11 protein-coding genes are annotated in these 14004 nt (G+C 40.1%); 10 read left to right on the plus strand and 1 reads right to left on the minus strand.

From position 1 onward, the window contains the following. Positions 1-18: 18 nt before the first annotated feature. The 8 genes from DIZ80_13490 to DIZ80_13525 all read left to right on the plus strand — a co-directional run bounded on the left by DIZ80_13490 (position 19) and on the right by DIZ80_13525 (position 9762). The gene (locus tag DIZ80_13490; GenBank protein ID RDH81125.1) at positions 19-222 is read left to right on the plus strand and encodes a hypothetical protein; all 204 of its coding nucleotides are present in this window, start codon (positions 19-21) and stop codon (positions 220-222) included. A 335-nt stretch (positions 223-557) separates the two neighbouring features. Then, positions 558-2600 carry a sodium-translocating pyrophosphatase gene (hppA, locus tag DIZ80_13495; GenBank protein ID RDH81126.1) on the plus strand — a complete coding sequence of 681 codons (2043 nt, stop codon included), beginning with the start codon at positions 558-560 and terminating at the stop codon, positions 2598-2600. A 1074-nt stretch (positions 2601-3674) separates the two neighbouring features. Continuing rightward, positions 3675-3863, plus strand: a complete 189-nt coding sequence (locus DIZ80_13500) for a hypothetical protein (protein RDH81683.1) — start codon at positions 3675-3677, stop codon at positions 3861-3863. A gap of 131 nt (positions 3864-3994) precedes the next feature. Beyond that, on the plus strand, positions 3995-4624 hold the full coding sequence (locus DIZ80_13505; protein ID RDH81127.1) for a hypothetical protein: 630 nt from the start codon (positions 3995-3997) through the stop codon (positions 4622-4624). A gap of 631 nt (positions 4625-5255) precedes the next feature. Then, on the plus strand, positions 5256-5729 hold the full coding sequence (gene aprB, locus DIZ80_13510; GenBank protein RDH81128.1) for an adenylyl-sulfate reductase subunit beta: 474 nt from the start codon (positions 5256-5258) through the stop codon (positions 5727-5729). A gap of 51 nt (positions 5730-5780) precedes the next feature. Beyond that, complete coding sequence (locus DIZ80_13515) at positions 5781-7766, plus strand: adenylyl-sulfate reductase subunit alpha (protein RDH81129.1); 1986 nt, start codon at positions 5781-5783, stop codon at positions 7764-7766. Positions 7767-8149: 383 nt separating this feature from the next. Beyond that, a complete protein-coding gene (locus tag DIZ80_13520; protein RDH81130.1) occupies positions 8150-9046 on the plus strand; it encodes a 50S rRNA methyltransferase in 897 nt (298 codons plus the stop codon). A gap of 170 nt (positions 9047-9216) precedes the next feature. Continuing rightward, positions 9217-9762, plus strand: a complete 546-nt coding sequence (locus tag DIZ80_13525) for a YfcE family phosphodiesterase (GenBank protein ID RDH81131.1) — start codon at positions 9217-9219, stop codon at positions 9760-9762. 193 nt (positions 9763-9955) lie between these two features. Here the strand turns inward: DIZ80_13525 and DIZ80_13530 are convergent, their stop codons facing one another. Beyond that, a complete protein-coding gene (locus tag DIZ80_13530; GenBank protein ID RDH81132.1) occupies positions 9956-10372 on the minus strand; it encodes a CBS domain-containing protein in 417 nt (138 codons plus the stop codon). A 132-nt stretch (positions 10373-10504) separates the two neighbouring features. Between DIZ80_13530 and DIZ80_13535 the strand changes: the two genes are divergently transcribed. Together DIZ80_13535 and DIZ80_13540 are read left to right on the plus strand one after the other, a co-directional pair. Next, positions 10505-12157 carry an acetolactate synthase gene (locus tag DIZ80_13535; protein ID RDH81133.1) on the plus strand — a complete coding sequence of 551 codons (1653 nt, stop codon included), beginning with the start codon at positions 10505-10507 and terminating at the stop codon, positions 12155-12157. A 13-nt stretch (positions 12158-12170) separates the two neighbouring features. Continuing rightward, positions 12171-14003, plus strand: a complete 1833-nt coding sequence (locus DIZ80_13540) for a hypothetical protein (protein RDH81134.1) — start codon at positions 12171-12173, stop codon at positions 14001-14003. The last annotated feature ends 1 nt before the right edge of the window (position 14004 follow it).

The following is a 14004-nucleotide window of genomic DNA, read 5'->3' on the forward strand; positions in this document are numbered from 1 at the left end:
TGAAACAGTAATTTTAAAATGACTCTAGAAAAAGCCAGAGAAATGATTGCCGATCATGTAGCCATCGCAGGTGGTTACAATCAGACATCAACAAAAATTGTTTTGGGTGAATTACAAAATGATGTAGGCCAGGCGGCTGTTGATAGTATTATTCGTGAATTTGGTTTACAGGAACTTTGGGGATTTGTACCCGGTACAAAATTCGAAAGGATGTATAAATAGTTTTAATAATTATGCTACATAAAAAATTAAAATGATAAGAGTCAAGAATTAACAGTAACTAATATATAAAATACTTTTGCACATATAAATAAAACTCGTTACAGATTGGAACAACTCTGGGTTGAAATTGATTAACATCAATATTCGGAATTGGTTATAAAGCCTATAGTCAACCATCCGATTTTAATTGAGTAGTTACGGCTAACTTAAATGGATTTGCAAACTTAGCCCGATACTTTAAATGTGCAATTAAATATTTCCGATGAGCCAGATTAAGCTGCTTTAATATCTGACTCAAATAAATTTTTAACAATAATAAGTTGGGGGTTAGACCTATGTCCACTGGACTATTAATCGCTTTAGTGTGTGCTTTTATCGGCATCGCTTATGGTGTTATTTCAATCTTCACAATTTTATCTAAACCTATGGGTAACGATAAAATGGTGGAAATCGCTAATGCGGTTCAGGAAGGCGCTATCGCTTATCTGTCTCGCCAGTACACAACCATTGGTATGGTTGGCGGTGTATTATTCATCGCGATGGGCTTTGCTCTTGGCTGGTATTCAGCTATCGGTTTTGCTATCGGCGCAATACTATCAGGTGCTGCAGGTTACATCGGTATGCATGTGTCTGTTCGTTCTAACTCTCGTACTGCTGAAGCAGCTAAAGAAGGCATTAACCCTGCTCTACAGGTTGCATTCAAAGGCGGTGCTATCACAGGTATGTTAGTGGTAGGTCTTGGTCTATTAGGTGTTGCAGGTTACTACACTATATTAACGGCTATGGGTGTTTCACAAGAAGAAGCATTACATGCATTAGTTGGTCTGGCATTTGGTGGCTCTTTAATCTCTATCTTTGCTCGTTTAGGTGGCGGTATTTTCACTAAGGGTGCAGACGTAGGTGCTGACATCGTTGGTAAAGTTGAAGCCGGCATCCCTGAGGATGACCCACGTAACCCAGCAACTATCGCTGATAACGTTGGTGATAATGTGGGTGACTGTGCAGGTATGGCAGCTGACCTGTTTGAAACATACGCAGTAACTATCATTGCAACTATGTTGTTAGGTGGTCTGGTAATGAGCGAAATCGGTGAGTTAGCAGTAACTTACCCATTAGTTCTAGGTGGTGTTTCTATCATCGGTTCTATTATCGGTACTTTCTTCGTGAAAACGTCTGACGGCGCAAAAATTATGAATGCGCTTTACAAGGGTACTATTGTTGCTGCTGTTTTCTCTGCGGTTGCATTCTACTTTGTAACTCAGGAAATGATGGCCGGTGTTTCATTAACACTAGATAGCGGTGCTGTTGTTGGTGCAACTGAATTCTATTATGCAGCACTGATTGGTCTTGCTCTAACGATTGCGATGATCGTAATCACTGAGTACTACACAGCGACTGAATATGCACCTGTTAAGAACATTGCTAAAGCTTCAACTACGGGTGACGGTACTAACGTTATCGCTGGTTTAGGTGTATCAATGAAATCAACAGCTATGCCTGTACTTTCAATCTGTGCATCTATCTGGGGCGCTTACGAGTTAGCCGGTTTATACGGTATCGCGATTGCGGCAACTTCAATGCTGTCTATGACAGGTATTATCGTTGCTCTTGACGCATACGGCCCTATTACGGATAACGCTGGTGGCATCGCTGAAATGGCTGAGCTTCCTGAAGATGTTCGTACAACTACAGATGCACTTGATGCGGTTGGTAACACAACTAAAGCGGTTACTAAAGGTTACGCGATCGGTTCTGCCGGTCTTGCAACATTAGTTCTGTTTGCTGATTACACTCACACATTAACGGCTAATGGCCAGTCTGCGGTATTCGATCTGTCTAACCATATGGTTATTATCGGTCTGTTTATCGGTGGTCTGATTCCTTACTTATTCGGCGCTATGGCGATGGAAGCAGTAGGTCGTGCAGCGGGTGATATCGTAACTGAAGTACGTCGTCAGTTTAAAGAAAAACCAGGCATTATGGATTACTCTGAAAAGCCTGATTACTCTAAAGCGGTTGACCTGTTAACTAAAGCAGCTATTAAAGAAATGTTAATTCCTTCTTTATTGCCTGTAGCGGTTCCCATTATCGTTGGTCTGACTCTTGGTGCTGAAGCACTGGGTGGCGTACTGATTGGTACTATCGTTACTGGTTTATTCGTTGCGATCTCTATGACTACCGGTGGTGGTGCATGGGATAACGCGAAGAAATATATCGAAGATGGCAACCACGGTGGTAAAGGTTCTGATGCTCATAAAGCAGCGGTTACCGGTGACACTGTAGGCGACCCGTACAAAGATACAGCTGGCCCAGCGGTTAATCCTTTAATTAAGATTATGAACATTGTGGCACTGTTGATTGTTCCTTTACTTGGCTAAGATTTTTTCTTAACCTGTAAAGACTAGAAGCGCGGCTTCCCCGATGATGAGTTGGGGAGCTGCGCTTTTTTTTGCATTTATTTAAAGTTTCAACAGTTGTTGTAATTGCAAACCTAAGCCTTAAGACGCACATGATTTCTGCAGTTTCGGACTGTAAGCGTATCTGCAAGCCCCTAACTTAACGGGAATTAGAATTCTATGGTGTCGCTTGCTTAGCGAGTCACTTTCTTTTCTACAGCAAAAAGAAAGTAACCAAAGAAATGCCGCCCCGCTTAACCCATGCTTTTTTTAAAAAGCGAAATAAAAGTTCCTTCTTCATTCCCCATTTTTGTGGCTGCTGCGGAACTCACGAATTAAAAAACTAATTCGCTCAGACATCCTCGCAGAGAACCCCACAAAAATAACTCATTCATCAGCTTGTGTAATGGGGGAAATGAATCAAAAGAATAAAAGCACAAGCTGATTATGCTGGCTTGCTGTTAGCTACATACTGGATTTATTGTTATGTGTTCATAGTAGCTGGATTCCTACCTTCGTAGGAATGACGATATAGAATATTTTTCTTTTTAAAGAAAACTTTATATCGGTTTTGATTTACCCCCCTCTGGAGCTTGCCGAAAATTGTATACATATAAGGGCAAATTCACAGGGATGTGAATTTGAGTCCCGATAAGCCAGGACGGCTTACCGGGACGACCCGGCAACAGAGTAATGAACTGACCGGTTAAAACACTACTGGAAGCCTTCGGTACAATTTTCGGGAATTCTCATTAGCTTTTTAATGAGAACAAGCGAGTAAAGGGCGGCGTTCTTTTGCTTACTTTTCTTACGCTGTTGTAAGAAAAGTAAGTCGCCAGCGCGGCGACTAAGCAGAATTCATGTTCCCATGAAAATTAGAGCGAGTAATTCTCCATCAGATGTCACCACAAAAACCACATCCCTATAAAACCAGAGGCTTGCAAACAAACTAACAACCAAAACCAATACGACAACCGGTATCTAAAGAAACCCACCATCTGCTAAAATTTATATATAAATGACAACACAAGGAGAGCTCAAATGGCACATATTCAAATAGCCCCGGATGTTGAATTCAAACTGGATATAAACCTGGATGACATCACTAAGAACTCCAGAGACTACAATGTACAGCAACACAAAGCTGAAATTTATGCCAACTTTGAAGCGCGACTAAAAAAAGCATTTCCTGAAGGTTATAAAATTAACAGCTTTGATTTTGGACTGGATTCTAACTGGCACTAAACACAGCCACACTCCCCTGCAGGCTTAAACCTTAACAGGCAGGTTTTTTTGTGTCTCACCCTTTATCTGCCCTACAATTACCCACTGAATAACGCTATAATCCCCACCCCGAGATTCAACAGCGAACCAGCATGTCAACAAAGCACACACCCACAGAAATAAAACTCCATCAGAAATCACAATTACTTGAAATTAGTTTTGCTGAAGGCGAAAACTTCAAATTACCCAGCGAATATCTGCGCACACATGCCAAATCAGCAGAAATTGAAACATCAGAAAAACCCGTTTTTGGCAAAGCCGATATCAAGCTGGAAAAAATTGAACCTCAGGGTAACTATGCTCTTCGTCTTTATTTCGACGATGGTTACGACTCCGGTATTTTCTCCTGGGATACATTTCATGAGCTGGGAACTGACTACGATGCCAATTGGGCTCAATATCTAACCAAACTGGATAAGTATGGCCTGAAGCGTGAACCTGCTAACAAAGCAGCTGAAGGACAGGCAACTATCCGCCTTATGTACTTCATGACCAATATGCTTAAGGTCACACGTAAAGAAACTGAAGAACTACCTTTACCCGGCAGTATTCGAGATATTGAAAAACTACTTAAATTGCTACGTATGCGTGGTGAACACTGGGAACGCATGTTTGCAGAAGATGCTGTACAAATTACGGTTAACAAACAATTTGCAGAGCTGTTTACCAAACTGGAAGACGGTGATGAAGTTGCATTTGTTCCGGTTTCAAAAGATATTTAAAGCTTTCTATACTAAGCCTGTATCAGGCGTACCATTCGCCAGCTCAAACTATCCCCGACAAAATAACCTGACTAAAAATCTGGCGACAGGACACAACAATTCAAATAGCCTGCAAAAATACAATTAACTTTTAAAAGTTGACTAATTTAGTAGGTTTTATATTAATTTCTAAATAAGAATTCACTTATATTTGATAGTTATCAATGCACAAGATAACTATCTGTTTTATAAATGCTTTTCGCAATTATACAGAGGGCTTAAATCTTTATAAAAGTTGAATAAAAATTACTTATCTGGGTAAAGATAATTGTGTTTGTGTTTTGCCACTAAAGGGATTAATGTTCAATCCCCGAAAGGGCGACTAACCGGAATTTCAGTACTTTGCCCTGTCCTGTACTGAAGGCGTAAAAAGCTTTTTTAAAAGCTAATTACATCCGGGGAAATGGAGCTTCCAAACGAATTCTGGCCGGTAAGCCAGCCTGACGGATCCGACAAACAGGGTGGCCTAACCGGCCTAATAAATCTGTGAATGTTTTTGATGAGATTTTGTTTTAGATTTTTAATACAACTTTGATTCAGACGTATTTGCAAAAAATGTAATATTACAATAAACCAGCAAAGGAGCATACGAATGCCAACTTTCGTACGTACTGAAAAATGTGATGGATGCAAAGGTCAAGATAAGACTGCTTGCATGTACATCTGCCCACATGACTTAATGAAGCTAGACAAAGACGGTTCTGACACTGGTCACGCTATGAAGTCATATAACCAAGAGCCAGAGCAATGTTGGGAATGTTATTCCTGCGTTAAGATCTGCCCACAAAATGCAATCGAATGTCGTCACTATGCTGACGTAGTTCCATTGGGCGGTTCTGTACAGCCTCTACGTGGTACTGACTCTATTATGTGGACTATCAAGTTCCGTAACGGCACTATGAAGCGTTTCAAATTCCCAATCCGTACGACTCCTGAAGGTTCTATCGATCCTTATGCAGGTAAGCCAGAAGCAGACATGGCTAACATTGAGAAGCCTGGCTTCTTCAACCATGACGAGCTAAAAGGTTACCGTTCAGGCGATCCTAGCGAATTAATCTGCAAGTAATTGCCGGTTTTTAAATAATTAATAAATATAGATATTTCAGAGGAACATATAATGTCTGAAGGTACTTTTGGTAATCCTACCGTTGTTGAAGAGTCTCACGATATTCTTCTTATAGGCGGCGGTATGGCATGTTGTGGCGCGGCATACGAGATTATGCGCTGGATGGAAGGCACTGACCTTACTGTTAAATTAGTTGATAAAGCGGCTATGGATCGTTCTGGTGCTGTTGCACAGGGTCTTTCTGCTATCAACACTTACATCGGCGATGAGCAGGATCCTGCTGATTACGCACGTATGGTTTCTAATGACCTTATGGGTATTACCCGTGATGATTTAGCATACGATGTAGGCCGTCACGTTGACGAGTCTGTTCACCTTTTCGAAGAATGGGGTCTACCTATCTGGAAAACTGACGAAAACGGCGAACGTTACGACGGTTCTAAAGGCATGGCTACTTTAGCGGAAGGCGGCAAGCCTGTACGTTCTGGTAAATGGCAGATAATGATCAATGGTGAGTCTTACAAGTGGATCGTTGCAGAAGCAGCGAAAAAAGCTTTAGGTATGGACCGCATTGAAGAACGTATCTTCATCGTTAAATTAATCAACGATAAGAACGACCCTAGCCGTATTGCTGGCGCAGTTGGCTTCTCAACTCGTGAAAACAAAGTTGTTGTATACACTGCAAAAGCTATCCTTTTAGCTGCTGGTGGTTGTGTAAACATCTTCCGTCCACGTTCAGTTGGTGAAGGTACTGGTCGTGCCTGGTACCCAGTTTGGAATGCGGGTTCTACATATTCAATGGCTGCTGAAGCAGGTGCTGAATTAACTCTTATGGAAAATCGTTTCGTTCCTACTCGTTTTAAAGACGGTTACGGTCCTGTTGGCGCATGGTTCTTGTTATTCAAATCTCAAGCAACTAACGCATACGGCGAAGCTTACATGGTTAAGAACAAAACTATGTTAGACGATTACCCTCCATACGGCGCAGCTGCAGTTCCTGCATCTTGCCTACGTAATCACTTAATGCTTAAAGAAATGAAAGACGGTAACGGTCCTATCTGGATGGATACTGTTACAGCTCTTGGCAACCTACGTGAAACACTTTCACCTCGTGAAGTTAAGCACTTAGAAGCTGAAGCATGGGAAGATTTCCTTGACATGTGTGTTGGTCAATGTGGTATCTGGGTTGGTGAAAACATTGAGCCAGAGAAGAAAAACTCTGAATTAATGCCTACTGAACCATACCTGTTAGGTTCTCACTCTGGTTGCTGCGGAATCTGGACTTCTGGTCCTGATGATGTTGGTGCACCAATGGAAGAAACTGAAGCTGGCGTTCCTGATCACCTTCCTAAAGGCTGGAACTGGGGCTACCGTGGTATGACTACTGTTCCTGGCTTATTCACAGCTGGTGATGGTGTTGGTGCTTCTGGTCACAAGTTCTCTTCAGGTTCTCACGCTGAAGGCCGTTTAGCTGCTAAAGCTATGGTTAAGTACTGCTTAGACAACAAAGACTTCACTCCTGAGCTAGATGCTTCAGTTGATGATTTAGTTGCTGAGATCGTACGTCCAGCTAAGACATTCCTTGAGTTTAAAGATTACTCAACTGCTATTGATGTGAATCCTAACTACATCACTCCTAAAATGCTTCAGTTCCGTCTACAGAAAATCATGGACGAATATGTAGCTGGTGTTGCAACTTACTACAACACTAATGCAGAGATGATGAAAGTAGCTGGCGAGAAAATCGACATGCTTAAAGAAGATTCATTAAAGCTACGTGCTAAAGACCTACACGAATTATTACGTGCCTGGGAAAACTATCACCGTATCTTAACTGCAGAAGCTCACTTGAAGCACATCGAGTTCCGTCAAGAATCTCGTTACCCTGGTTTCTACTATCGTACGGATAAGAACTTCGTTGATGAAGAAAACTGGCATTGCTTCGTAAACTCTATCTATGACAAGACAACTGGTAAGTTTACTTGTTTCAAACGTGCACACGTTGACTTGGTAGATAAGTCTAAACTTTTCAAATAAGCTTTATTTGAATTGTTAGATTAAGAGACGGGCTCCGAAAGGGGCCCGTTTTTTTGTGGGCAATACAAAAGTAAACTGATCCAGTCATATTTACCTGGTATCAGAGAATGATCACGCTTGTTAAGGAGCATCTCCCTCGTGGATAGAACGCGCTTTTTGCGCTCTGTCCCCGAGGGAGATGAACCGTAACAGGGAAATACATATCCAGTTCATCACATTATTTATCTATATCAAGTAAGCAACACCGAAATAGAATATAATATGCACCCTGTTTACAGCAAGAACATCATTTATTCTGCAATAACCTCTTGAAATTCAGAGATTTAACCCCATATTTGATGACTTAACCAATTAACACTTGAACATACTTTAGAGCACGAATCATGAGCGAAAACACATTCGAATTACCCCATAACAGCCCGGTTGAACCTACACGCCTGGAATTAGAAGACAAGATTAAATTCCAGTGCCACAAAGGCATTTCATGCTGGAACGAATGCTGCGCACGTGCTGATGTTTCATTAGCCCCTTATGACATTATTCGAATGAAAAATCATTTGAATATCGAATCATCTGAATTCTTAAATACATACACTGTTCCATTTGAAATTGATGCACATGGTATCCCGGGTATAAAACTGCGAACGACTGATGACGGCGCCTGTTTATTTATGAAAGAAGAGGGATGCTCTATTTATGAAGACCGCCCTACTGCTTGTCGATACTACCCATCAGGCCTGTTATCTATGCGCGCATTGGGTAAAAGCGAAGATGAACGCCACTTCTTAATGGTTAAAGAGCCACACTGTAAAGGCCATGATGAAGATCGTGAAATCACAATTGCAGACTATCGTAAAGAACAGGTGGTGGAAGAGTTCGATGAATTGAATCGTGACTGGTATCGCATCATTCTAAAGAAAAAATCGACGGGTCCTACCATTGGTGCACCATCAGATATGAGCCTGCAGTTATTCTTTATGGCAAGTTATGATGTTGATCGTTTCCGCCGTTTTGTTGGTAGTGATAGCTTTAAGAGCATGTATCAGGTTACCGACGAAGAATTTTCAAAATATGCGGAAGATGATATCGCTCTAATGCAGTTTGGTTTCGCTCTAATGAAGCAGGTTTTATTTGGTGAGCTGACTATCAAGGAACGTGATGGAGCATATGACAAACGCACTGAAGAACGTAAAGACATACTGGCTTACCGTAAAGAAGTTGAAATAGACAAGCACAATCAAAAAGCTGAAGAGGCCCGCAAAGCGGCTCTTGATGACTAATTTTTCGCTTCAAGATCAACAGTAAATTTTCTAACCCCTGAATTTATCTACTCCATTCGGGGGATTTCTTTTCCGAAGTATAGGACTATTATTATAGTTCTAGGAAACAACGTCTCTTTAGCCGCCAGCTTGCCTGGCGGCTTTTTATTAATGCATAAAAGATCAAAGCCATGATACCCCCCAAATCAAGTACACGTCGAGTTGCAATCGTTTCTGACACCCATAGCGTTATCAGCCCCGACATTTTAAATGCGATAAAATCCTGTGATCAGATTATCCATGCGGGTGATATCTGTGGCGCACATATCCTTGATCAATTAAAAGCAATATGCCCAAATGTAACCGCTGTTACCGGTAATAATGATGTAGCAAGTTTGTGGGCAGAGAATGAGAAATCCGTTGTTAATAGCCTGCCTGCAATCGCTGAAATTGATTTACCCGGAGGCATTGTAGCAATTGAACACGGTCACAAACATGGCATGCATCAGCCAGACCATACTTCTTTAAGAATGAGCCACCCTCACGCAAAAGTAATTGTATATGGGCATACTCATACCATGCTGGTAGATGATGAGACCAATCCCTGGGTTATTAATCCCGGAGCTGCTGGCGCAACTCGTACACGCGGTGGTCCATCATGTCTGATATTAACGGCTTCTGAAGATTGTGACTGGAACATTGAGATGATTCGATTTGAAGAGGAAGCGGTCGCTTAAGATAACGTTTTTACCCTGCTAAGGAATATCGTCCTTGGGGTTAGACCCGGTGCTTTTCCGGCTCTGACCCTGGTTTAAGCCATCAAGAGTTTATGGAGTCGGGTATCTATACTGCCAGCTCTTGGTGGTATGGGTTAAGGGGACAGAGCGTTAAAGATGCTCTATCCCCGATAGAGATGTTCCTTAGCATTTTCTATTTCAGCAAATGCAGCGCCAACTTAACGAAATCGACTGATGTCACTATACCCTTCAACTCCCCCTGCTTTACCACGGGTAAACAGCTCACCTTCTTTGTAATAAACAACTCACCCACAGTGATTAAACCAGCATCAGGCTCAACAGTAATAGATTCTGTAGACATGATCTCTTTAACAGCTGTTCTGCTTTCACGCTTTTCCAGACCACTTAATCCAAATTTTTCAACAATATTAAAAGCATGATTCAGTAAACTGCGCTGTGTTAATAAACCTGTAAAGCACCCTGACTCATCATCTACAACGGGTAAATGCCGTATTCCCTTATCTTTAAGAATCATCCTTGCGTGATGAATACTATCCGACTCTTTAACATGCAAAACATTATGGATCATAATATCGGTGACTGTTTTCATATCATTTACAGGTCCTTAGGTATTTGTATTCAAATTACGTATTGCAGCAAATCAATACAAATAGTATAGCTTTTAATACAACTTATAAAATCGTTCTTAATCTGATAAAAATCAGCTAAAATTAGCCCCCTCATGAAAATTAAAGTTAGCGACCTCATTGTCAGATATCTGGAACGCCTTGGCGTTGAATATATCTTTGGTATGCCCGGAGCCCACATACTTCCGGTATACGACAGCCTGTATAACTCAGACATTCAAAGCGTGCTTGCAAAACATGAACAGGGTGCTGCTTTTATGGCGGGAGGCTGTGCACGCGCATCTAACAGAATTTCAGCCTGTATAACAACCGCTGGGCCAGGTGCAACCAACCTGGTTACCGGCATTGCTAATGCGTATGCCGATAAACTTCCAGTCATTATTATTACCGGTGAGGCGCCTACCTATATTTTTGGAAAAGGCGGATTACAGGAAAGCTCTGGTGAAGGCGGAAGCATAGATCAGGATGCTCTATTCAAAGGCATCACCCGCTACAATAAGGTTATTGAACGCACAGATTATCTGGAAAATGTACTTAACCAGGTATCTAAAATTTTATTATCAGATAGCTCAGGCCCCGTATTATTAAGTTTCCCTTATAACGTTCAAAAAGAAATGATTGATGACAGCATTCTGGATGCTGTCATCACAAAAAGACACATCACTGCCATTCGTAACAACTCATTACCCGTAGAAGATTTCACTCAATTTATAACACAGGCTGACAAACCGGTTATTATTGCCGGGCACGGTTGCATTAAAGCCGATGCGCAACTTGAGATAGACCAGCTAAGTGAATTATTAAACATTCCAGTCACCACAAGCCTGAAAGGCAAAGGCGTAATCAGTGAACAGTCTGAACGCTCTCTGGGCAGTCTGGGCGTAACTTCATATAGTGAAGCACGAAATTACATTATTGAAAAATCAGATTTACTCATTTTTCTGGGTGCTAGCTTTAATGAACGAACCAGTTATCTATGGGATAAAAATTTACTCGAAAACAAAAAAATAATCCAGGTCGATACCAGCCCTGAGCAACTTGAAAAAGTTTTTAAGGCTGACTTGCCAATTCTAGGTGATATCAAACAGGTAATAGCAGGTGTACTTGATTCACTAAATGTTCAGCGTATTCAGAAAAAGTCATACACTAAAGTTAAGCATGATATCCCGACTGAAAGTGACGCAGCATTATTTAATGATCGTTTTTCATTAATTAAAAAATTCTTTGATGAACTGGAAAGTCATTTTTCTGAAGATATGATGATCTTTGACGACAATATAATTTTTGCTCAGAACTTTTTTAATGTTTCAAATGGAAACAGGTACTATTCGAACTCAGGTATATCTTCCCTCGGCCACGCTATACCTGCTGCAATAGGTGCACGTTTTGCGATAAAACATCCAACATTAGCAGTTTTAGGTGATGGTGGATTTCAAATGTGCTGCATGGAATTAATGACAGCTGTAAACTATAAAATTCCGCTTACTGTTATTATGTTTAATAATTCTACAATGGGGCTAATACGAAAAAACCAGTTCCAGCAGTATGAAAAACGTTTTATTGACTGTGATTTTGTTAATCCTGACTATAAGTTATTAGCCGATTCCTTTGGCATAGAATATAAAAAAGTAGAGCTCACAAGTGACCTGGATGGTCTTTTTGAAAATATTGACTATCAAAATTCGATTAACTTAATTGAAATCATTATAGATAAAGATTTATTTCCAACTTACTCATCCAGACGTTAATGAATTTACCTGAATGCATAAGAACAACAGTCTAAAAAAACTGCTCAATTTATACCAAAGTGATGACACAATAGCAGCACTTTCCACTCAACTTAATGACACTGACAACGCAAAAGAATTAATTAATCTTTACAACCAGGCCATCCCACTTATTGAAAAAAATCTGTGGAAAAATGAAATCGCTGAGACAGAACTCAGGGATTACCAGAATCTATTCCATGACCTGGAAAACATTATCTCTTCTGATAAAACACCTGACACAAGATATAATTTCATTATAGCCATTCCTGTAGCAGACAGGCCGCAACACCTAAAATCCTGCCTCAATAGCATCTTCGAGCTTTGTACTAAATATAATTATGGTGGCTTTGAAAATGGACTATTTAAAAAAATCAGTGTATTAATTGCAGATGACAGTCAGAACACTGAAAATATAATAAAAAACAGAGAAATGGCTGAACATTTCACACATTCAGGCCTGGAAGTAATTTACTTTGGTCTGGAACAACAAAAAGAAATCGTATCTCAACTGGACAATCGAAAAACAAAAAATATCACTGGTGATTTTACTTCTGATAATTTTTTCCATAAGGGTGCATCAATCACACGCAATATAACCTATCTAAAATTACAACAACTACAGAATAGAAACGAGCCAACATTATTCTATTTTATCGATAGCGATCAGGAATTTCAGGTTAGCATTCAAACCTCTAATAAACACAGGGAATGTTATTGTATAAATTACTTCCATTATCTGAACAAAATATTTTCAAACAGTAAGATAAGCATACTAACAGGCAAGGTAGTGGGCGACCCACCTGTTTCACCTGCCGTTATGGCTGGTACATTTCTGGAGGATTTAATTTACTTTGTAAAACAGCTATCAATGTTACAGGCTGGACAGGCCTGTGAATTCCACAATGACGTAAAAAATAACTCAAATGACGCGTCTTATCATGATATGGCCGAACTATTTGGTTTTAAGCCCTCATCAGATCATTATGACTATCACTGTTCTTTGGAAAACACACACAACCATATTGATTGCTTTAATCATTTTTCCGGTAAACTAAAGCATTTTTTTGATGGCGAACACCCAACTCGTAAAAGTTACTATCAACATGAAGACGTAATCAACAGCATAAAATCAGCAAGAACTATCTATACCGGAAATTACATATTCAAACCTGAAAACCTGAAGTACTTTATTCCTTTTGCCAATCTAAAACTGCGAATGGCTGGCCCCGTACTAGGTCGTATCATCAAAGCAGAATTAGGTGATCATTTCGTTTCAGCTAATTTACCCATGTTACATAAACGAACAGTCAATACCATCGGCCAGTCAGAGTTCAGGCCGGGAGTCACTCGCCAGAACAACCAGATAGACTTATCAGGCGAGTTCACCCGGCAATATTTTGGTGATGTAATGTTATTTACAATGATTGAATTAACCGATAAAGGATACCCTCAAACAAATGTTTCTTATGAGGTATTGTCAGATACCATACATAAAACCATTGTTTCAATGAAAAAAAAGTACACTATAAAACACAGGGAAATTTCAGTTAAAATAGATTCTCTTAGAGAGTTACTGAATAATCTGGAAAAAAAATGGCATAATACATCTGAATTCGATTCGAATAATCAAACCAGTGCATTTTCAGATTTTAATCATTTTATTGATAATATTGATTTTAATTTTGGTAAAAACGCTCGAATTTATGAAATAATTAAATCCGAAGACACTAAAAATAAACACCTTAAGCAGATCGCTAATGCAATTATGTCCTATAACGATGATGTATCATTATGGCAGAAAATTTTATCTGAGATAAAACACTAAT

It is taken from the genome of endosymbiont of Galathealinum brachiosum (genome assembly GCA_003349885.1).
Lineage (GTDB): Bacteria > Pseudomonadota > Gammaproteobacteria > SZUA-229 > SZUA-229 > SZUA-229.